General features: G+C 74.3%; 12 protein-coding genes. 2 read left to right on the plus strand and 10 right to left on the minus strand.

The genetic code is table 11. The annotated features are described in order from the left end of the window. The first annotated feature begins 64 nt into the window (after positions 1–64). Positions 65–1,756 (plus strand): hypothetical protein, encoded by a 1,692-nt coding sequence (locus tag ACFYW9_RS17655; protein ID WP_389150717.1) that lies wholly within the window; start codon positions 65–67, stop codon positions 1,754–1,756. Here the strand turns inward: ACFYW9_RS17655 and ACFYW9_RS17660 are convergent. Then, positions 1,650–2,147 (minus strand): MarR family transcriptional regulator, encoded by a 498-nt coding sequence (locus tag ACFYW9_RS17660; RefSeq protein WP_328451843.1) that lies wholly within the window; start codon positions 2,145–2,147, stop codon positions 1,650–1,652. The genes ACFYW9_RS17655 and ACFYW9_RS17660 overlap by 107 nt on opposite strands. Positions 2,148–2,272: 125 nt before the next feature. On the opposite strand from ACFYW9_RS17660, the gene ACFYW9_RS17665 reads away from it, so the two are divergent. Further along, complete coding sequence (locus tag ACFYW9_RS17665) at positions 2,273–2,686, plus strand: organic hydroperoxide resistance protein (protein WP_328451845.1); 414 nt, start codon at positions 2,273–2,275, stop codon at positions 2,684–2,686. Positions 2,687–2,719: 33 nt separating this feature from the next. Here ACFYW9_RS17665 and ACFYW9_RS17670 read toward each other — a convergent pair whose 3' ends face one another. The 9 genes from ACFYW9_RS17670 to ACFYW9_RS17710 all read right to left on the minus strand — a co-directional run bounded on the left by ACFYW9_RS17670 (position 2,720) and on the right by ACFYW9_RS17710 (position 20,894). Further along, positions 2,720–4,405 (minus strand): hypothetical protein, encoded by a 1,686-nt coding sequence (locus ACFYW9_RS17670; RefSeq protein ID WP_389150721.1) that lies wholly within the window; start codon positions 4,403–4,405, stop codon positions 2,720–2,722. Positions 4,406–4,489: 84 nt separating this feature from the next. Continuing rightward, a complete protein-coding gene (locus ACFYW9_RS17675; protein ID WP_389151116.1) occupies positions 4,490–5,746 on the minus strand; it encodes a hypothetical protein in 1,257 nt (418 codons plus the stop codon). A gap of 257 nt (positions 5,747–6,003) precedes the next feature. After that, positions 6,004–8,214, minus strand: coding sequence for a CDP-glycerol glycerophosphotransferase family protein (locus ACFYW9_RS17680; RefSeq protein WP_389150724.1), 2,211 nt, complete (start codon positions 8,212–8,214; stop codon positions 6,004–6,006). A 1-nt stretch (position 8,215) separates the two neighbouring features. Next, the gene (locus ACFYW9_RS17685) at positions 8,216–10,375 is read right to left on the minus strand and encodes a CDP-glycerol glycerophosphotransferase family protein (RefSeq protein WP_389150727.1); all 2,160 of its coding nucleotides are present in this window, start codon (positions 10,373–10,375) and stop codon (positions 8,216–8,218) included. A gap of 123 nt (positions 10,376–10,498) precedes the next feature. After that, a complete protein-coding gene (locus tag ACFYW9_RS17690) occupies positions 10,499–12,841 on the minus strand; it encodes a CDP-glycerol glycerophosphotransferase family protein (protein WP_389150730.1) in 2,343 nt (780 codons plus the stop codon). A 151-nt stretch (positions 12,842–12,992) separates the two neighbouring features. Next, positions 12,993–13,904, minus strand: coding sequence for a carbohydrate ABC transporter permease (locus ACFYW9_RS17695; protein WP_351861985.1), 912 nt, complete (start codon positions 13,902–13,904; stop codon positions 12,993–12,995). Next, positions 13,901–15,241, minus strand: coding sequence for a carbohydrate ABC transporter permease (locus ACFYW9_RS17700; RefSeq protein ID WP_389150734.1), 1,341 nt, complete (start codon positions 15,239–15,241; stop codon positions 13,901–13,903). The genes ACFYW9_RS17695 and ACFYW9_RS17700 overlap by 4 nt, the downstream gene beginning before the upstream one ends. Before the next feature lie 7 nt (positions 15,242–15,248). Then, the gene (locus ACFYW9_RS17705) at positions 15,249–16,655 is read right to left on the minus strand and encodes an ABC transporter substrate-binding protein (protein ID WP_389150738.1); all 1,407 of its coding nucleotides are present in this window, start codon (positions 16,653–16,655) and stop codon (positions 15,249–15,251) included. 267 nt (positions 16,656–16,922) lie between these two features. Next, positions 16,923–20,894, minus strand: coding sequence for an FHA domain-containing protein (locus ACFYW9_RS17710; RefSeq protein ID WP_389150741.1), 3,972 nt, complete (start codon positions 20,892–20,894; stop codon positions 16,923–16,925). Positions 20,895–21,159: the final 265 nt, after the last annotated feature.

Genomic DNA, 21,159 nt, shown 5'->3' on the forward strand with positions numbered 1-21,159 from the left:
GTCGTACCGTGCGATACGCCGTCAATACCGATCAAAGGTTGTTTAATAGCAAAAAATCGCCCCCATGGTGTACGCGTGGATGAGGCCGACGACGACTCCGCGCCCGGTGGCCCGGCATCCGGTGGCCGGGCGGCGGGAGGCCCGGCGGCGGGAGGCCGGGCGGTGGAGGGCCCGGCGGTGGGAGGCCCGGCGTCGGGAGGCGGCGGCCGTGGTCCTGTCCGTCCTCGCGCCCGTCCTGGTCATGTCCGGGATCGGCCTGTGGGGACTCGACCGCGGCGGCATGTGGCGTGACGAGGCCGTGACGTTCCAGGTCGCGCAGCGCTCGGTGCCCCAGATCTGGCACCTGCTGCACACCGTGGACGCCGTGCACGGCCTGTACTACCTCCTCATGCACCCCGTCCTCGCCCCGCATCCCGGCGAGATCGCCCTGCGGCTGCCCTCCGTCTGCGGCGCCGCCGCGACCGCCGGGCTCGTGGCCGCACTCGGGGCCCGTCTGAGCCGTCCGCGCGTCGGCCTGTGGGCGGGCCTGCTGTACGCCGTCACCCCCATGACCGGCCACTTCGCCCAGGAGGGCCGCTCCTACGCGCTCGTCGCGGCCGGGGCGGCCGGAGCCACCCTGCTGCTGGTCCGGGCCGCCCGGTCCACCCGGCCCGGCCCCTGGTTCGCCTACGGGGCGACGGTCACCGTGACCTGCCTGCTGCACGAAATGGCCCTGCTGCTGCTCCTCGCCCACGCCACGACACTGGCGCTCGCCCGCGTACCGGCGCGGGTGTGGCGGGCCTGGGCCCTCGCCGCCGCGGCCACGGCCCTGGTGCTGGCGCCCCTCCTCCTGGTCTCCCACGGCCAGTCCGCGCAGGTCGCCTGGCTGCCGCGCACCGGCCTCGCCAGCGCGAGACGGCTGCTCGGGCTGTTCACCGGACCGGCCCGGCTCGTGATCGTGCCGTACCTGGTCCTCGCCGCCCTCGCGTTCCGGCCCGAGCGGCCCCCGCGCGGCACCCTCTCGCTCCCGGCCGTCGCCCTGCCCCTGGTGGCCGTGCCCCCGGGCGTGCTGCTGGCGGTGTCCCACTGGCGGCCGTTCTACGACGAGCGTTACGTCCTGTACGCCCTCGCCGGGGCCCCGCTGCTCGCGGCCGCCGGAGCCGACCACCTCGCGACGAGGCTGCCGCGGCTGCTGCCCCACGCGGTCCCCACCGGCGTCCTCGCCGTGGCCCTCGTGCTCGCCGTCCAGCTCCCGCTGCTGCGCGCGGACCGCAGTCCCGACCGCCGCCCCGACAACCTGGCCGCCGTCTCCGCCCTCGCCGGCCGCGAACTGCGCCCCGGCGACCCGGTGCTGTTCCTGCCGTCCCTCGCGCGGCGCGCGGCACTGGCGTACCCGAAGGGCTTCCGCGGGATCGACGACATCGCGCTGGCCGTCCCCGCGCCCGCCTCCGGAACCCTGTACGGGCGCGAGGCCGGCCCCGGTGAACTGCGCCGGAGGCTGGACCGGCTCGACCGGGTGTGGCTGGTCGCCGCGCCCTTCGCGACGCGCTGGTCCTGGTCCCCGGCCGAGGCGGCCGAGCGCCTCAAGCTCGCCGTGGTCCGCGAGCAGTTCGTGCCCCTGGAGCGGGTCGTCCGCAGAGGCGTGACGCTGCGCCTCTACGTGCGCCGGACTACGTACACCCCGGGGCCTGGGACAGGGCTGCCTCGTCCAGTGCCGCCGTCAGCCGGTCGAGCCGGGCCCGGAGCTCTCGGATCTCCTCCAGGTCCGCCCCGGTAGCGGCCGCGATCCGGCGCGGCACGTCCAGCGCGCGCTCCCGCAGCGCGGACCCCTCCTCGGTGAGCCGCACCCGCACGGACCGCTCGTCGCGCGCGCTGCGTTCCCGCCGTACGAGCCCGGCCGCCTCCAGCCGCTTCAGCAGCGGCGACAGGGTCCCCGAGTCGAGCCGCAGATGCTCGCCGACCTTCTTCACGGGCAGCTCGCCGTGCTCCCACAGCACCAGCATCACCAGGTACTGCGGGTAGGTGATCCCGAGGTCCCTCAGGAGGACGCGGTAGACGCCGCCGAAGGCGCGCGAGGCGGCGTTCAGCGAGAAGCAGATCTGCTCGTCGAGGCGGAGGAAGTCCGCCGTGGCGGGGGCCTCGGGGCTCGGGGCGGGTGTTGCGGTCATGCCCTCAGGATAGCTCTAGCGAGCAATTAAGTTGTGCACAACTGAATTGCGTGCTCTAATTCAGGTCGTGAGGCCACCGGACCGGCGGCCCCCGCCAGGATTCCGACTTGAGAGGGATGGTCCCCATGGACGCGATCTACACCGCTGTCGCCACCGCCACCCACGGCCGCGAGGGCCGTGCCGTCAGCTCCGACGGCACGCTCGACCTCCAGCTGGGCATTCCGGTGGAGATGGGCGGCAGCGGCCAGGGGACCAACCCCGAGCAGCTGTTCGCCGCCGGGTACGCGGCCTGTTTCGCGAGCGCCCTCGGCCTGGTCGGCCGCGCCGCGAAGGTCGACGTCACGCAGGCCGCGGTGACCGGCGAGGTGGGCATCGGCAAGCAGGGCGAGGGCTTCGGCCTGGCCGTCACGCTCCGCGTCGAGCTGCCCGACACCGTGGACGAGGCGACCGGCCGCAAGCTGGTCGAGCAGGCCCACCAGGTCTGCCCCTACTCCAACGCCACCCGCGGCAACATCCCCGTCGAGCTCGTCATCGAGTAACCGGCGTCGAGACGGCCGGTGCCGGACGGTTCGTCATCGAGCGGCACGGACCGCCGCACCGGCCTTCACCCCGGTACCCGCACCGCCCTTCGCGCCGGCTCCTGCACCGGCCGCCGCACCGGTGCGGGTGCCGGGCCCCGGGCCGATCCGGGCCAGCACCTCCCCCGTCTCCCGGCTCCACGCCACGACCGTCGCCTCCTCGGGCACCTGCCGCCAGCGCGTCAGCAGCAGCCAGCGGACGTGGTACCGGCGGGCGACGGCGGCGCGTTCGGCCCGGGTCGAGGACGGGTCGAGACAGGCGCGGACCGCCGCGAGCCTGCGCAGCCGCTCGCTCTCGGCGAGAGCGGGGTCGGGCCAGGCGGGGGCCGCGAGATCCGGGCCGTAGCCCGCGAGCAGGTGGACCGAGTAGTACCCGTCCGTGACGACCGCCTCGCCGGGCCGGATGTGCCGCGCCGCCCAGTCGTACGTCGGCCAGCGCGGCGGCTGGTCGAAACCGACCGGGTCGAGCGAGCGCGGCACCACCGCCCCCGCGTGCACGGTCAGGAACCCGGTCAGGGCGCCCGCGGCCGCGGCCCCGCCCAGCAGCCGCCGCCACGGCCCCCACGGTCGCGGCTCCGCCAGCTCCACCCCGAGCGCGAACTGGAGCGGCACCAGCGTGAGCCCGAGGATCCTGCCGTACGTGTAGTGCCCGCTCACCCAGCCGTACCCCACCGCCGCGCACTCCAGCGCGAACATCAGCACCAGCGGATCGCGCCACCCGTGGCCCCCGCCCCGCCGGACGCGCCGGGCCCGCAGCCACAGCGCGGGCACCCCGATCAGGGCCAGCCAGAAGTGCCCGGGCATCCCCTCGTACAGCCGCTCGTGCATGGCGTCCACGCTGCGGTCCCCGGTCAGCGCGAAGACGTCGAAGTAGGGCCATCCGTACGCGACGAGGAGCGCCGCCGCGCCCGCGAGCAGCCACCGGCCCGCCACCGCCGGACGCCACCCTCGCTGCCCGCCCGCCACGAACGCCACCCCGCCGAGCACCGCCGCGACCGACGTGATCGGATGCACGAGCAGGATCAGTCCGTACAGGGCGCCGAGGGCCGCGTACCCCCACCGGCTCCCGAGGCCGCCCGGGCCCACGAACCGGACCGGGCCGGCGGTGCCCGCGGCGCGCCGGCCCGTGAACGCCCAGGCCCAGAAGGCCAGTCCGATGGCGAACGTCGAGGGATAGCCCAGGTTGCCGGTCATCGACATCAGCCCGAGGTAGCCGCTCCACCAGGCCCGCTCCGTGCCCCACAGCAGTACCATCGCGAACAGGCAGAGGACCGGCGCCGCGCGACGGGGCGTCAGCACGCGGGTGAAGCGGCCGATGCCGGTCAGCAGCACCAGCAGGTTGACGGGCCCCGACAGCCGCACCACCGCCCAGCCGCCGAGTCCGGTCAGCCGGGCGAAGGCGCCCTGGGCCACCGCGTACGGCGAGTAGTACGGGCTGCCCGCGCCCGGCAGGTCCGCCATGGGATGCCGCGGACGCAGCAGGTCCGCCCGCAGACGTTCGACGACCGCCGCGTGCTGGCCCGCGTCGCAGCACAACGGGATCCGCCAGTAGGCGAGCGTCATCACCAGCCAGAACAGGCCGCCGCACACCTGGTACGGCGTCGGACGCCAGGAGCCCCGGCCGCGCAGCGCGGTCGCGCCGCGGACGGCCTCCCGCCGCGTGACGACATCGGCGCTCATCGGGCGGTGGGGGAGCGGGGATCGGCGGTTTCCGGCATCTGCCCTATATGCCCGCCCCGAACGGCGGCCTAGCCGGGGATCACCTCATCGGGTGACCTCGGACTCCCTGCGCGACGGCCCCGGAACCAGGCTTCCCGGCATCCGCGCGCCCGGCCGGACGACCGCGTCGAGAAGCAGCGGAAGGCCCACCGCCGGCAGCAGCCACAGCAGCACGATCAGCCGGTCGCCCCAGACGTTGATGTCGGGGTGCGCGGCCTGGTTGAGCACCCCGGTGCCCGCCGCCGCCAGCAGGAAGACGCCGAAGGCCCGGTGCCCGCGCAGCACCCCCCACCCGGCCGCCACCACGGCCGCGAGGAACAGCGGCTCCCACAATTGGCGCCGCGCCCACTCGATCCAGAAGGCGGCCTCCAGATGGAGGAACTCCGGCCACGGACGGACGCGGTCCGGACGTGCGTAATGCCCGGTGAGCAGATCCTGCACGCTCTCCGACTGGGACGGGTAGTGCAGCGCCTTCGCGAGCAGCACGGTGGCCAGCACGCCGCAGCCCGCCACCACGCCCAGGGTCCGCAGCGGTCCGTCCCACCGGCGCCGGCGCGCGAGCAGCACCACGCACGAGGCGCCCAGGCACAGCCCGAGGAACAGCGCCTGCGAGTGCTTCACCGTGAACAGGACCGCCAGGGAGCCGCCGACCAGCCAGGTCCCGGCCCGCGCGCGGCCCTCCAGGACCAGCGCGCAGCCCCACAGGGCCGCGAGGGTCACGGCCATCATCAGGCCCTCGGTCATCGGGCGCATCGCCGTCGTACCGCACGGCAGGACGTAGTAGAGGGCCTGCCCGGTCAGGGCCGCGCCGGTGGAGGCGCGCAGGGTGCGCAGGAGAAGGAAGACGAGGACGCCCCCGGCCACCGTCACGGTCACGGCCGAGGCCCACAGGCCCCAGGTCACCCCCAGCAGCGTGACGAACGGCACCAGCAGCACCGGATACCCCGGCCGCGCCTCGAAGATCCGCATGAAGCGGGGCGGCATGAAGGGCACGGCGTGTCCCGTCGTCCGCCCGGCCGCCAGCCGTGCGGACACGCCCCGCCACTGCTCGCGCCGGCACTCGGCGAGGACCCGGCGCGTCGGGCTCGCGCGGTGGAAGCGCACCACGTCGACGGCCTGGTTGCGCCGGGCGACGGACGCCTTGCCCGCGCACACGTAGTCGATCGTCAGTGCGGCGGCCTCCTGCTTGCTGTGGCCGCTCAGGTCCAGCGCGTACGAGAGGTAGTTCTTGGTGTCGGGGGTGTCCCGGTTGGTGACGTTGGCGAGCTGGAGGACGGCGAAGACGACGGCGATCAGGATCACCCGGGCACGGGCCGAACGCAGCGCGCGCGGGATCCGGGCCCGGAACCCCGGCGGGAGAGCGCGGTTCCGGGCGGAGCCGCCGGAGCCGCCCGGGGCGCCGGCCGCCGTGCCGGCCGAGAGGCCCCGCGCGGGGCTGTCCGCGGGTCCGTTCACGGGTCCCCGAGCCGGGCTGTCGGCCGGTGCCGGCGCCGGGCTCTTCGCGGGTGCGTTCGCGGGTCCCGGCACGGGGCCCTCCGAAGGGCCGGTCGTGGGACCGGTCATGAGGTCGCGAGGACGTCGTGGCCCGCCTGGGCGGGCAGGGGGGCGATCGTCGACGGCGGCCCGAGCGGTTCACCGAGCATCAGCGTCCGCACCACCCGCTCGGCGGCCCGGCCGTCGTCGAACTCGCAGAACCGCTCACGGAATCCGGCCCGCAGCCGCTCCGACTCCCCGTCCCGCCAGGCCCCCGACGCGAACAGCCGCCCCAACTCCCGCTGGGTGCGGGCCACATGGCCCGGCGCGTCGGCCGTGATGTCGAAATAGGCGCCCCGGCTCGCCGCGTACGCGCCCCAGTCGTCGGCGAGGAGCACGATGGGCCGGTCGAGGTTGGCGTAGTCGAACATGAGGGCCGAGTAGTCGGTCACCAGGGCGTCGGCGGCGAGCATCACGTCCTCGACGCGCGGCACGTCCGTCGCGTCGAGCACGACACCGCGCCGGTGCAGTTCGGCCAGCCCCATCCCGCGCGCCGGGCCCTCCGCGAGCGAGGGGTGCAGCCGTACGACCAGGGTGTGGTCCGCGCCGAGGTCCTCCGCGAACGCGGCCAGGTCCAGCCGCTCGGCATGCCCGCCGCGGACGTACTCGCGGCGCGTCGGCGCGTACAGCACCACCCGGTTCCCGGCCGGGATCCCGAGGCGCGCGCGGGCCGCCGCCCCGTCCCCGGGCCGGGCCCGCACCAGGACGTCGTTGCGGGGGCTGCCGCTGCGCAGCGAGGTGAAGTGGCAGGGGTAGGCGCGCTCCCAGACCAGCTCCGAGTGCCGGTTGGCGACCAGGCTGTAGTCCCAGCGGTCGGCGCGGCGCAGCATCTGCGGCACGTCGACGCCGTGCCGCGCGCCCGGCTTGTGCAGCAGGTCCGCGGCCATGTACTTCAGCGGGGTGCCCTGATGGGTGTGGATGTGGACGCTTCCGGGGCGCTTGACCAGCGAACCGGGCCAGTTGACGTTGTTCACGAAGTACGTGGCCCGCGCGGTGATCCGGCGGTAGCGCGGCGAGTCGAGCAGGACGTGCTCGGTGTCCGGCGGGAGCAGCGCCGCCTGCTCCTCGTCGCGCACCACCCACACCCCCCGCACGTGCGGGGCGAGTTCGCGTGCCGCGGTGTACACCGCCGCGGGATCGCCGAGGACCCCCCGGTGCGAGAACGCCGAGTACACCGCCAGGTGCGGGTCCAGCGGCCGGTTTTTGTGCACCGCGGACCAGCCGCGCTCGACCCGCGCGGCGACGACCCGGCGGGCCTGCTGTCCGCGCCGGCCCAGTTCCCGGCCCGCGCGGTCCGTCCGGCGCCGCACCCGGTAGCGGGTGAAACCGCCCTCCAGAAGACGCAGTTCGGCCGGTACGGGGCCGGCCTTGTGCTTGCGGAAGAGCGCGGCCGTCAGCCGGAAGAACTCGGCCTTGTCCTCCTGCGGCAGCCGGTCCTCCTTGGAGAGGATGTCGAGGCAGTGCTCGCCCATCTTGCGGTGCAGGAACGGGCGCCAGTGGGAGAGTTCGGGCCTGGAGCCGACGAACGCGAAGACCCGCTCGTACTGGTCGTGGATGTCGAAGTGCTTGCGGCTGGTGGTGGACAGGATGTTGCCCTGCCGCCGCTGGCGGTAGGCCAGACAGATCCGGTCCAGCGCCGCGATCCGCTCCGCGCTGAGCATCACCGGGAACGTCCAGGGCGTGTCCTCGTAGTACCCGGGCGGGAAGGCGAAACCCTCCCGTTCGACGAACGCGCGGCGGTAGACCTTGTTCCACACCACCATCAGCAGATCGAGGATCTCCGGGTGTTCGGCCGCGGTGAAGGTGCCGGGGCCGGCCTCCGCGAGGACCCGCGCGAGCACGTTCCTGCGGGTGCCGCCCCACCAATAGGTGCGCGCGTAGTCGAAGACCAGCACATCGGGGTCGGCGGTCTCGTCCAGACGGTCGGCGACGGCGCGCAGCGCGCCCGGCGTGAGGGTGTCGTCGCTGTCGAGGAAGAAGAGATAGTCCCCGCCGGCGAGCGGCATCCCGGCGTTGCGGGCGCGGCCGAGCCCCACGTTCTCCGGCAGGTGCAGCACCCGTACCCGGGGATCGCGCTCGGCGTACTCGTCGAGGATCGCGCCGCAGCCGTCCGGGGAACAGTCGTCGACGGCGATGACCTCCAGGTCCGTGTACGACTGCTCCAGGACCGAGTCGAGACACTCGCGCAGGAAGCCCTGCACCTTGAAGACGGGGACGATGACGCTGAAGCGGGGCACGTCAGCTCCTTACGAGGATGGACGCGGCGGGAGCCGGGACGCGTTCGGCGAGCGGCAGGACGGGCGGGATCGTCTCGGGGGACTCGCCCAGCAGCACGCGGCGCACGACCCGCTCGGCGGCCCTGCCGTCGTCGAACTGGCAGAAGCGCTCACGGAAGCGGGCCCGCAGCGCGGCGGCCGCCGGATCCGCCCAGGAGCCGTCGGCGAACAGCGCGGCCAGCTCGTCCGGGGTGCGCGCCACCCGGCCCGGCGGCTCCTCCAGCACGTCGAAATAGACGCCCCGGGTCTCCCGGTAGACCTCCCAGTCGTCCGCGTACACGACGACCGGGCGGTCGAGGTTGGCGTAGTCGAACATGATCGACGAGTAGTCCGTGATCAGCGCGTCGGCGGCCAGGCAGACGTCCTCGGAGGACCGGTGCCCGGTCACGTCGATGATCCGTCCGCTGCCGCGCCCGCGGCCCTCGTCGTAGAAGTAGTGGGCGCGCAGCAGGACGACGAACCGCTCGCCGATCGCCTCGCAGAAGGCCTCCAGGTCGAGCCGGGACTCGAAACCGGTGCTGTGGTCGCGGTGGGTGGGCGCGTACAGCAGCGCCGTCCTGCCCTCGGGCACCCCGAGCCGTTCGCGGACCCGGGCCACGTCCTCGGCACTCGCCGTGCAGTAGACGTCGTTGCGCGGATAGCCGTACTCCAGGGCCTCGTAGCCGCCCGGGAAGGCCCGTTCCCACATCTGGGTGGAGTGCCGGTTGGAGGAGAGGTTGTAGTCCCAGCGGTCCACCCGGGCCAGCAGTCTGGTGAAGCTGCCGGTCGCGGCGGCCACCACCGGGAAGGTCGACTGGTCGACGCCCATCCTCTTCAGCGGTGTGCCGTGCTGGGTCTGGAGGTGCACGCTGCCGGGGCGTTTGACCACACCGTCCGCGAAGTTGGCGTTGTTGACGAGGTACTTGGCGCGGGCCAGCACCTCCCAGGCGCGTCGGCTGCCGATCACCGCGTGCTCGACGTCCTTCGGCAGCGCGTCCACGGCCTCCGGCTCGACCAGGAACACCGAGCGGATGTGCGGGGCGAGTTCGCGGGCCTTGGCGTGGATCGCCGCCGGATTGCAGGCGTAACCCCGGCCCCAGTAGGCGCAGTACACCGCGAGGTTCTCGTCGAGGGGACGACGGAGCTGGAGGGCGTAGCGCGCGCGGGTACGCAGGGTCCTCCCGCGGGGCACCCGCCGGAGGATCCCGGAGACGGCCCGGTTCGTGCCGCGCAGCGCCCGGAACGCGCTGTACGCGCCCGCCGCGAGCAGCCGGTGCTGCACACCGAGACTGCCCGCCGGAGCCCGGAACCCGGCCGGACGGTGCCGCCGGTAGAGCCTGCCCGCCCGGCGGAAGAAGGCCCGGCGGCGCCCCGCGGGCACCCGGTCCGGGTGCGCGGCCGTCTTCAGGACCAGCGAGAAGAGCTGGCCGAACAGCGCCTTCGGCCGGGCCGCGGGCAGGGTCCGCCGCGAGGCCAGGTCGAGGACCCGCTCGACCTGGTCGAGGAGGTCGAAGTGGTGCTCGCCCGGCGCGTTGAGCCGGCTTCCCTGGCGGCGCATACGGTGCCGTACGCAGACCGTGCGCAGCACCGCCGTCCGCTCGGCCGTCACCGTCACCAGGCCGCCCCAGCCCGCGTCCGTGAAGTGCCCTTCCGGAAAGGCCAGTTCGTGCTCGGCGACGAAGTCGCGGCGGTACGCGGCGCTCCACGCCGGAACGTGCACGCCCAGCACCTCCGGGGCCTTGTCGAGCGGGGGTGTGCTCGGCTCGCCCTCCCACCAGTGCACCCGCTGATGCCCGAAGTACAGGACGTCCACGTCGGCCGAGAGCTTCGTGTCCAGGGCGTCCAGCGCGCCCGGCGCCAGCTCGTCGTCCCCGTCGAGGAAGAGCAGGTAGGTGCCCCTCGCCGCCGCGATCCCGGCGTTGCGTGCCGCGCTCAGTCCGTCCGACGGCGGCGAATGGACCGGGACCACCCGGGAGTCCCGGGCCGCGTACGCGGCGGCGACCGCCGCGGCCGGGGAGTCCGGCCCGTCGCAGACCGGGATCAGCTCGAAGCCGCCGAAGGACTGGGCCAGGACCGAGTCCAGCGCGCGGGCCAGGTGCCCGGCGACTTCGAAGGTGGGCACGATGACGCTGAAGCGGGGCATTCTGCTCTTTCTCTCAAGGGGCGCCGAACGGGGGATTCATCGCCCGGGGCGCCCGGCCGGCCGCCAGGTGGAGGGCCGGGTGGGCGTGGGCCGCGAGGGACTGGACGGCACGCGGACTCCGGTTCAGAGGGTCTCGGTCAACGGAACGGCGCCCCCGGGAGCGGGGACGCCCCCGAGCGGCTGATCGGGGTCCGGGACGCTCGCGGGCGACGGGCTGGGGTCCGGGACACCCGCGAGTGGCCTGCCGGTGCCCGGGACGCGCGCCGGGGCCGTCCCGGCCGGAGGGACCGGGCGGCGTTCGGTGAGGGGGACGAACGGGGGCAGCCCGGCGCTCTCGCCGAGCACCACGTGCCGTACGACCCGTTCGGCGGCCCGCCCGTCGTCGTACGGGCAGAACCGCTCGCGGAACGCGGCCCGCAGCCGTGCCGAACCGGCGTCGCGCCACTGCCCGGTCGCGAACACGTCGATCAGCTCGTCCTCGCCGTGCGCGAGGGCGCCCGGAGGGAAGGCCCGCAGGTCGAAATAGGTGCCGCGGGACGCCTCGTAGGCCTCCCAGTCGTCCGCGAGGACGACGATCGGCCGGTCGAGCACCGCGTAGTCGAACATCAGGGACGAGTAGTCGGTGACCAGCACGTCCGAGGCGAGGCACAGCGACTCGACGCTCGGATGTCCGGACACGTCGATGACCCGGCCGCCCGCCGTCCCGGCGATCGGCGCCCCGTGGAGGTGATGGGCGCGGGTCAGCACGACGAAGCGCGGGCCCAGCCGGCGCAGCACACGCTCCAGGTCCAGGGTGCGCGGCTGGGTGCGCCGGTAGTCCCGGTAGGTCGGCGCGTACAGCACGGCGACCGTGCCCGCGGGGATGCCGAGCGACGCGCGCAGCCGGTCCACGTCCGCCGGTGTCGCGTGCTGGAACACGTCGTTGCGGGGCAGCCCGTACTCCAGCGTCGTGTACGAGGAGGGGAAGACGCGTTCCCAGACCAGCGTGGAGTGGCGGTTGGCGGACAGGCAGTAGTCCCATTTGTCGGCATCGCGCAGCAGCTCGGCGAAGTCGGTGTCGCGCGCGGCGGCCGGGCGGTCCTGGAGGTCGAGCCCCATCCGCTTCAGCGGTGTCCCGTGCTGCGTCTGGATCATGATCTGGCCGGGCCGCTTGACCAGCCGCCGGTCGAAGCCGACGTTGTTCACCAGGTACTTGGAGCGGGCGAGCGCCGTCCAGTACCCCGCGGTGCCGGGACGCAGCCGGTCCGTCGGGTCCGGGATCGTGTGGTGGTGTTCGTCGTGCGCGATCCACGCGGTGCGGATGTGCGGGGCGAAGCTGCGGAACGCGGACTCCAGGGCCCCCGGGTTGCAGCCGTGGCCCCGGCCCCGGTGGCTGGAGAAGACGGCACGGTCGGCGCGCAGCGGGAGACGGAGCTGCACGCGGTAGTGGAACCGGAGCGCGGCGCCGCGCACCGCGCGCCGCAGCCCGGCGGCCGGCCGCACGGCTCTCCTGCGGATCCGCGACAGGAAGGAGAGCAGCCGGTACGTGCGATGCGTGCCGAGGCCGACCAGCACGTGGCGCAGCCGGGTGCGCGGGTCGGCCGGCGCGCCCGGGACGCGGTAACGGCGGTAGTGCGCACGGGCCCTGCGCAGGAACTCGGCCCGCGCGGCGCGCGGCAGCCGGCCCCGCTTCACGAACACCGTGGCGAAGTGGTCGATCATGCGCCGGAACAGCACCGGACGCCACCGGTTCAGCTCCGGGTGCGCGGCGACGTGCGCGAAGACCCGGTCGTACTGCTCGAAGACGTCGAAGTGCTTGCGGCTGATGGTGCCGAGGATGCTGCCGTGGCGCCGCTGGCGGTAGTGCACACAGACCCGGTCGAGGGTCGCGATCGTCTCGGCGGACATCAGCGCCGGATACGTCCAGGGCGTGTCCTCGTAGTAGCCGGGCGGGAACCGGAGGCCCGCCCGCTCGACGAACTCCCGGCGGTACGCCTTGTTCCACACGACCATCAGCAGCCGCAGCAGTCCGGGCCGCTCCTCCAGCCGGAAGGGCGCCGGGCCCTCCTCGGTGAGCTGCGCCGAGACCTGGTTGCGCACCACCTCGCCCGACCAATACGTACGCGCGTAGTCGTAGACCAGGACGTCCGGGTCGCCGGTCTCCCCCAGCCGGTCGGCGACGGCCCGCAGCGCGTCCGGGGTGAGTGTGTCGTCGCTGTCCAGGAAGATCAGGTAGTCACCGGTGGCGCGTTCGAGACCGGCGTTGCGGGCGAGCCCGAGCCCCACGTTCTCGGGGAGGTGCACGGCGAGCACCCGGGCGTCGCGGGCCGCGAACTCGTCGATGATCGCCCCGCAGGCGTCGGGTGAACAGTCGTCGACCGCGATGAGTTCGAGGTCCGGGCAGGACTGTCCGAGCACGGATTCGAGGCACTCGTGCAGGTACGCCTGAACCTTGTACACGGGGACGATGACACTGAACCTGGGCACGGGACATCCATGGGTCGGCGTGGGCATACCTGCCCGGAAACGGCCGAAGGGGTGACTTGGTTACGCCAGATGTGGCATCCGGGGGACGCGGAGTGAACGGCGAGGGGCGGGCCGGTGTCCGGCCCGCCCCTCAAACACCTCCACGACCTGCCTACTTGACCGCGCCCGCCATCACTCCGGAGACGAACTGCCGCTGGAACGCGAAGAAAACGGCCAGCGGGATCACCATCGAGATGAACGCGCCCGGCGCCAGCACGTCGATGTTGTTGCCGAACTGGCGTACCTGCGTCTGGAGCGCGACCGTGATGGGCTGGCTCCCCGAGTCGGAGAACACCAGCGCGACCAGCATGTCGTTCCACACCCACAGGAACTGGAAGATCCCCAGCGAGGCGATCGCGGGGGCGCCGAGGGGCATCACGACCCGTGCGAACAGGCGCAGTTCGCCCGCGCCGTCCAGCCGGGCCGCCTCCAGGAGCTCCCTCGGGATCTCCGCGAAGAAGTTCCGCAGCAGGAACACCGCGAAAGGCAGGCCGTATCCGACGTGGAAGAGGACCACGCCGGTCACCGACCCGAAGACGCCTATCTTCCCGAAGAGTTCGGCGATCGGGATCAGGGCCACCTGCACCGGAACGACCAGCAGGCCGACCACGCCGAGGAACCACCAGTCGCGGCCGGGGAACTCCATCCACGCGAAGGCGTAGCCCGCGAGCGAGCCGATCACGACGACCAGCACGGTCGCCGGAACCGTGATCAGCACCGTGTTGAGCAGCGAGTCGGTGATGTCGCCGTTCTCCAGCAGCTTCTGGTAGTTGTCCACGGTGAGCTGCGAGGGCGCGGTGAACACCTTCCACCAGCCGCTGCCGCTCATGTTCTCGGGGCTGCGCAGCGAGGACAGCAGCAGCCCGATCGTCGGCACCAGCCAGAACAGGCCGACGAGCAGCAGGAACACGCGGACCGCGCCACCGCTCACCCCGCTCGCGATCCGTGAACCGAGCGACCGGCGTGCCGTGTTCACCGCGGGTGCGGACGCCGTCTTCGTGAGACTTCCGGCATGCGTGCTCATCGCCGCACCTCCCGCCTGAGACGGCGCACGTTGAAGGCCATCACCGGGATCACCAGCAGGAGCAGGAACACCGCGATGGCGCTCGCGACGCCCGGCCTGCCCTCCGAGAAGCCCTTGCGGTACAGCTCCAGGGCCAGCACGTTCGCGTCGTCCTGGGAGGAGCCCGGCGCGATGATGAACACCAGGTCGAAGACCTTCAGCACGTTGATCATCAAGGTCACGGCGACGACCGCGAGCACCGGTGCGAGGAGCGGCACGGTGACCCGGCGGAACACCTGCCACTCGTTCGCCCCGTCGACCCGCGCGGCCTCCAGGAGTTCACGCGGCACGCCCGCCAGACCCGCGGCGATCAGCACCATCGCGAAGCCCGCCCACATCCAGACGTACGAGCCGATGATGGCCGGGGTGACCAGGGACGGGCCCAGCCAGTCGACCCCGTTGTACGGCTCCGCGAAGTTGCCCGCCGGAAGCCGCAGCCGGGCTCCGTCCGCCTTGCCCGAGAGCGAGAACGTGCCGTCGGCGCCCACCTTCGCCGAGTCGACGACCTCGCCGTCCTTGACCGCCTCGATCCTCATCCCGGAGTAGCCCAGCTCGCTCGGATCGACCTGGCCGAGCCTGCCGACGCCCTTCCCGCGGGTGAAGTCCTGCCAGGCCGTGCCGGTGACCCTGCCCGGGTCCGCGGCCGCCCGCACCGCCTTCTTCGCGCCGTCCGGCATCCGGTCCGGGGCGACGCCCACCAGCGGCAGGGCGACGGACTGTCCGGCGTGCACGGCGTCCCGGGTGACGAACCCGCCCTTCTCGGCCGTGAGCGGCGACTCCCGGCCGGGGTGGGCCTTCGGGAACGCCGACGCCGGGGCGAAGGTGTCGTGCACCCCCACCCACACCGCGTTCGCGACGCCCTTGTCCGGGTCCTGGTCGTACACCAGCCGGAAGATGATGCCGGCGGCGAGCATCGAGATCGCCATCGGCATGAAGACGACCAGCTTGAACGCCGTTCCCCAGCGCACCCGTTCGGTGAGCACCGCGAAGACCAGCCCCAGCGCGGTCGCGACCGTCGGGGCGAACACCACCCAGACGACGTTGTTCTTGAGCGCGGTGCGGATGCCGTCGTCGGTGAACAGCGCCTTGTAGTTGTCGAACCCGGCGAAGGAGTCGCCCTGTTGGTCGTAGAAGCTGCGCACGACCGAGTACCCGATCGGGTAGACCACGAGCGCGCCGAGCAGCACCAGGGCGGGCAGCAGGAAGAGCACCGCCACCGTCCTGCGGGTCCCGGTCACGCTCTTGCGTGTACGGGCCGGGGGCACCGGTGCGGTGCCCCCGGCCGTCGCCGACGTCATGACCGGATCAGCCCTTGTAGGCCGCTGCGGCGTCCGATTCGAGCTTCGCCTGCGCCCCCGCCACGTCCTTCGGGTTCTTCAGGAAGTCCTGCAGGTCCTTCCACTCGCCCTTGCCGGGCGTGCCGCCGAAGGCCTGCGGGGCCTGGTCGGACATGTCGAAGCGGAAGTCGTCGCCCGCCGCGATCAGCGCCTTGGCCATGGCCTGCTGGACCGCGTTCGGATAGGCCGACCCGGCCACGTTCTTGTTGGGGGAGAGGTAGCCGCCCAGCTCGGCCTGGATGGTCGCCGCGTCCGGCGAGGCGAGGAACGTCAGCAGCGCCTGGGCCGCCTTGGAGTCCTTCAGGACGACGGCCGCGTCACCGCCGCTGACCACCGGCGCCTTGTCGCCGACCGCCGGGAACGGGAACACCTTCGCGTCCGTCCCGATCTTCGCCTTGGTCTCCGCGATGTTGACGCCCACGAAGTCGCCCTCGAAGACCATGCCCGCCTTGGGCTGGTCGCCACCGGTGAACGTCTGGGTGACCGAGGCCGGGAACTCCGTCTGGAGCGCGCCGTCCGGGCCGCCCGCGATGAGGTTCTTGTCGCCCCACAACTGGGCCAGCGTGGTCAGCGCGTCCTTCACGGACGGATCCGTCCACTTGATCTCGTGCCGGGCGAGCTGGTCGTACTTCTCGGGCCCCGCCTGGGAGAGGTAGACGTTCTCGAACCAGTCGGTGAGCGTCCAGCCGTCGGCGCCGCCGACCGAGACCGGGGTGACGCCGGAGTCGTAGATCGTGTGCGCGGTGGCCAGGAACTCCTTCCAGGTCGTGGGCTCCTTGGCCCCCGCGTTCTCGAAGACCTTGGTGTTGTACCAGACCAGGGACTTGTTGGCGGCCTTGTAGTACACGGCGTACTGCTTGCCGCCGACCTTGCCGAGGTCCTGCCAGCCCTGCGCGTAGTTCTTCGTCAACTGCGCCTGCGCGTCCGGGCCGACGGGTTTCGCCCACCCCTTGTCGACCGCCTGCTTCACCGCGCCGACCTGGGGGAGCAGCGCCACGTCCGGGGGCGCGCCGCCCGCGATCTTCGAACCGAGGAAGTTGATGATCGGGTCCTGCGCCGGTACGAAGGTGACCTTCGCGCCGGTGCGCTTCTCGAACTCCGCCAGCACCTTCTTGAAGTTGGCCTGTTCCGCCCCGGTCCAGACGGCGGCGACCTCCAGGGTGGCGCCGTCGAGCTCGGGCAGGGAGACGGAGCCCGCGCCGCCGCTCTCCGTGGCCTTGCCGCCGTCGCTCCCCTTGTCGTCATCGCCGCCGCCACCGCACGCCGTCAGCGTGAGCGCACCCGCGACGACGGCGGCCGCGGCGGCCCGCGCGGCTCCGCGCGAGCGGCGGGTGGAGCGATCGGGCGACCTGCGTATCTGAGGAATGCTGCGCATCACTGCCCCGTTCTTCGTTCTTCGTCGAACGTCAAAGCGGCTGCTGCCCCGATCACTCCGGTCTACGCCTGCCCACTCGGGGGCGGCAAGACCGCCGGTGGTGTCAAGTGGGCGATCGTGACGGGGTCGTGATGTCACGTCATGGACCGCCGGGCACGCCGGCGCCGCCCGGCCGCACGCGGGCGGGAGCGGCGCCGCCCCCGTGACGTGCGCGGCCGGGGGTGCCGCGGGCGCGGGCCGGAGCGGCGGGAGCACCTCGGGCGCGGGCTACAGAAGCGACGGCACCTCGGTGGCGGAGACGGAACGCGCGGCTCGCTCCAGGGCGCTGGCGAGCAGGGCCAGGTCCGTGGGTCCGTTGCCCAGCTCGCGGACCGGGCGCCGGGCCGGCGGGTCGCCCATGCGGTGCCACTCCAGGGGAACGACCGTGGGGCGCAGCGTCGCCGTCCGGGGAATACGGCCCGTGACCCGCCCGCCCTGGAACGAGGTCTCCCGGCCGTCCGGGAGCAGCAGCCGGCCGCGCCCGGGGGCGGGTTCCTCCGGTCCGGGAGACGGCGCGTCGAGGATGACGCGCAGCGCGGCGGAACGCGCCAGTTCCGAAGCCGCCGTACGGCCGTCGTCGCCGGACGCCGCCACGAGGTGCACCCCGAGCCGGTCGCCCTCCCGGACGACGGCCTCCAGCGCCCGTACGACCGAACCGGCCGCCGGGCGTCCCGGGGACCCCAGCGGCGGTGCCAGCAGGGCGTCCAGGTCGTCGACGACCACGACCAGCCGGGCCAGCGCGGGCCCCGGCTCGGTCTGCCGGCGGGCGGCGGCGGGGCGCAGCCGCAGGGTCGAGCTGGACGGGGTGTCGAGGTCCGAGGCCCCCAGGGACGAGGTCCCGCCCGACGAACTGCCGCCCGAGCGCTGGGCCACGATCCGGCCGGGGACCGTCCGCCCGGCATGCCACTCCGCGAAGCCGAGGCGGCCCAGCAGTTCGGAACGCCGCTTCAGCTCGGCACTCAGCGACTGGGCGAACTCCCGCATCCGTACGGGGTCGTTGGCCGTCAGGTGCGTGGTGACGTGCGGCAGGTCGGTGCAGACCTGAAGGCCTTCGCCGCCGCCCGCGCCGCCATGGGCCGCGGTTCCGTCGCGGCCGTCCATCAGGACGATCCCGAGCCGGTCGGGCCGTTCGGCGGCGGCGAGGGACGCGGCGACCGAGCGCAGCAGTTCCGTACGGCCGCTGCCCGGCGGGCCCTCGATGAGCAGATGCGGGCCCTCGACGGGCAGGTCGACGGCGACGGGTCCGCGCGGGCCCGCGCCGAGCACCGCCCGCGCCCGTCCGCCGAACGCCTCGCTGTCGTCCGCGGCGTCCGCCCAACGCGCCATCAGGGAGGCGGGGGTGGCCCGCGCCAGACCCAACTCGTCGAGCAGACGGGCCGTCTGGGGCAGGGGCGCCGACACGCGCGTGTGCCGGTCCCCGAGCCCGCCGTCCGTCCGCAGCGGCGCGAGGGACCGGGCGAACCGCTCGGCCCAGGCGAGGGACACGGCGTCCACGGCGGCGACGGTGCCGTGCCCCAGGGGGCCGCGCGGCAACCGGCCACCGGCGCCGGAGGGCGTACGGCCCGTGCGGGACGCGGTGGCGCCGGCGCGCCCGCCCGGACCGTCGTGCCGTCCGGACGCGGGGCGCGGGACGCCCGTGTGGGTGGCTCCGTCGTTCCGGGGACCGGAGTGCGCCGGTGAGGTGTGCCCGGCTCCCGGGAACCCCCGCCCGGTGCCGTCGGGTCCGTCGTGCCGGGCCCCTTCCGGGGCGGGCTCGCCGCTGCCGCCCGGTGCCACCCGCAGCAGCCGCAGAGCCGTGGCCACGTCCCCGCTCAGCAGGGCCACCGCCCCGCACTCGCGGAACGCCGGAGACGCCTCGCACGCCGCTTCGTAGGTCTCGCTCACCGGTGACGCGGGCGAGGCGGCGGCGGTCTCGGCGAGGCACAGCAGATGGATTCCGGCCCGCGGGCCGTCGTGCGCGAGGCGCGTCAAGGCCTCCCGCACATCGGCGCCCCCGGGGTCCCCGTCCACGATCACCACCGTGTACGGGCCGTCGTACCCCCCGGTCGCGTCGTCGGCCCGCGCCCAGGACGGCCTTCGTACCGTGTCCCGCGCACCGCTCTCGCCGGGTGCGGCCACGTGTCCGGCGCGAGCGGCGTCGGCGTCGTGCGTCGCGGACCGGGCGGCCGGAACCGTGGCACCGGCGCTCCCGGGCAGCGGACCACGGACGCCGGGCGCGCCCTCCGCCTCCGTCAGGTGGTCCTCCAGGCGGCGCAGGAGCTCGTCCGTGCGCGCCGCCGCCTGCTCGCGGTCGTACGCGAGCAGCAGACGGCAGTCCTGGCCGTGCGCGGGACGCAGATGGGGGAGCCAGCCGAGCCAGGACCACTCGGCGGTGCGCTCCTCCACGGGGCGGGCCCGGTCGGTGCTGACGAGGACGATCTCCAGGACGTCGGGGGAGTGCAGCGCGGCGAGCTGCGCGACGACCGCGCGGGCCAGCCCCGACAGACGCGCGCGCGGTCCGGCCAGGCCCAGGGAGCCGGCCTCCCGCAGCCCGGCGGTCACCGGCACCGCGGGCAGCAGGCCCGAGCCGTCCGGTGCGGCCCGGTCGGCCGTGCCCAGCCGTACCGTCAGTGCCTCGGGGTGGCCGGGGCTCCGCTCCCACAGCCGGGGGCCGGGGCCCAGCGCGGTGAGCAGCAGGGTCGCCGGGTCGGGCCAGCTCTCGGGCGAGCGGTGCACGGCGGGGAGGAGCTCCTCCACCGCGACGGCTCCGTCCTCGTACGCCTCCGGGGCGGTCTGGGACGGTCCTCCGCGGCCGCCGGCCAGACGCCGGGCCCACGCGCCGATACCGCCCCGCCTGCGCACCCCCGGCGGGATGTCCGTGCCCGGCGTCGGCGTGCCCGTGCGCGGGCCGGGGACGCCCGCCCCGGGGGTGCCGGTCGCGTCGGCGGCGCCGGCACCGAAAGCCTCCGGGCGCGCGGCCCGGGTTCCGGTTCCCGCGCCGGACGCCTCCCCGCGCGCGGCCCGCGTCCCGGTCCGTTCGCCGGACGTCTCCCCGGGAGCGCCGGGGCGATCCGCCTCGCGCGGGGACGCGCCGGTGCCGGACCCGCGGCCCTCCGTCGTCGAGCCCCGCGGCCCGCTCTCGATCCGGGGTGCCCCGCCCTGCTCCGGCACGGCGGGGGGCACCGCCCGCCCGTGCTCCAGCGCCCCGGGGACGCCGCCGGCGGAGGCGCCCCACTCGGCGGTCCCGTAGGCGTGATGCGTCTCGCCCACGGGCGGTATGACGTTCCCCCTGGCGAAGGAGGGGCTCTCCCCGCGCGCGTGGGGCACGGCACCGCGCGGCTGCGGGGCGCTCTGCGGGGAACCCGGCTGCGCCGGGGAGTCCGCGCCCGATCCGGCGGGGGAGGCGCCCGGTGAGCTCTCCGCGGGGAGGCCGCCCGCGGCCGCGGAGGCGGTGTCCCGCCGGGCGGTGGAACCGGAGGGGGCCGGAGCGCCGGGCCCGTCGGTCCCGCGGGCCCGGGAGGGAGCGTCCCCGGCGGACCCGGCCCGCACCCTCACATGGCCCTCGCCGTCCGGAGCCGTCTCCACGGGGCCCGGGCCTCCCGGAGGGCAGAGCCGCAGGGCGGACTCGCCGACGCGCAGCAGCGCGCCCGCGGCGAAGGGGACGGGGCGGCCGCCGACGCGGGAGCCGTCGAGCGTCGTGCCGTTCGTGGAGCCGATGTCGACGACCGAGACACGGCCGTCGGGAGTGACGGTGACCGCGCAGTGCAGGCGGGACACGTCGGGGTCGTCCAGGGGCACGTCGGCGTCCGCGGAGCGGCCGATGCGGATCTGGCCTCCGTGCAGCAGGTGCACCCCGCCGGCGTCGGGCCCCGCGACCACATGGAGCTGGGCCGAGACGTCGTCCAGGTCGGGACCCGGCTCGGCGGGCGCGCCCAGACAGAGCACGGCGCCGTCGGTCAGGGGCGGCTCGCCGAGCGTGCAGCGCTGGGCGTCGAGCCGCTCCGCACCCGCGTAGAGCACGATCTGGCCCCCGCCGGACTCACGGCCCCGTTCCCCCTGGGAGGCGCCCCCGCTTCCCCCGACCGCCGCGGCCAGCCCCGACGCGACCGCTGCCAGCGCCGTCCCGGCGGGCGCGGTCACCAGCACATCGCAGGCCGTGGCTCGCCCCCGCGGCTCCGAGGGCGGGCCCAGCGGGTCTACGACGGTCAGCCGGATCTGCATCGCCGTCAGGGGTCCCTTCCGCGCAGGTGTCCGCGACGAGGACGAGGCTGTGCTGCGGTCCCCCACCGCAGATCCCCCCACCGCGCACGGGCACGTCGGCCAGTAACTGGAGGCATCCTCGCACCTGCCGCCGACAACACGCCCGCCCCCCACCCGTAAGTGATCTTGATTGGTCGGCTCTGCCCGTAAAAGTTCCTGACCAGTGCCCGCCCGATGTCCGCTTGAGATCGCTCACGCCCGGCCGCGGCAACCAAGCGACCGGAGC

It is taken from the genome of Streptomyces sp. NPDC002698 (assembly GCF_042888945.1).
In the GTDB taxonomy this organism is placed as follows: Bacteria; Actinomycetota; Actinomycetes; order Streptomycetales; family Streptomycetaceae; genus Streptomyces.

What these genes read in the sequence shown, in the direction of transcription:
- ACFYW9_RS17655 (WP_389150717.1), top strand. Translation starts at nt 65, where the DNA reads ATGGTGTACGCGTGGATGAGGCCGACGACGACTCCGCGCCCGGTGGCC.
- ACFYW9_RS17660 (WP_328451843.1), bottom strand. Translation starts at nt 2,147, where the DNA reads ATGACCGCAACACCCGCCCCGAGCCCCGAGGCCCCCGCCACGGCGGAC.
- ACFYW9_RS17665 (WP_328451845.1), top strand. Translation starts at nt 2,273, where the DNA reads ATGGACGCGATCTACACCGCTGTCGCCACCGCCACCCACGGCCGCGAG.
- ACFYW9_RS17670 (WP_389150721.1), bottom strand. Translation starts at nt 4,405, where the DNA reads ATGAGCGCCGATGTCGTCACGCGGCGGGAGGCCGTCCGCGGCGCGACC.
- ACFYW9_RS17685 (WP_389150727.1), bottom strand. Translation starts at nt 10,375, where the DNA reads ATGCCCCGCTTCAGCGTCATCGTGCCCACCTTCGAAGTCGCCGGGCAC.
- ACFYW9_RS17695 (WP_351861985.1), bottom strand. Translation starts at nt 13,904, where the DNA reads ATGAGCACGCATGCCGGAAGTCTCACGAAGACGGCGTCCGCACCCGCG.
- ACFYW9_RS17700 (WP_389150734.1), bottom strand. Translation starts at nt 15,241, where the DNA reads ATGACGTCGGCGACGGCCGGGGGCACCGCACCGGTGCCCCCGGCCCGT.
- ACFYW9_RS17705 (WP_389150738.1), bottom strand. Translation starts at nt 16,655, where the DNA reads ATGCGCAGCATTCCTCAGATACGCAGGTCGCCCGATCGCTCCACCCGC.
- ACFYW9_RS17710 (WP_389150741.1), bottom strand. Translation starts at nt 20,894, where the DNA reads ATGCAGATCCGGCTGACCGTCGTAGACCCGCTGGGCCCGCCCTCGGAG.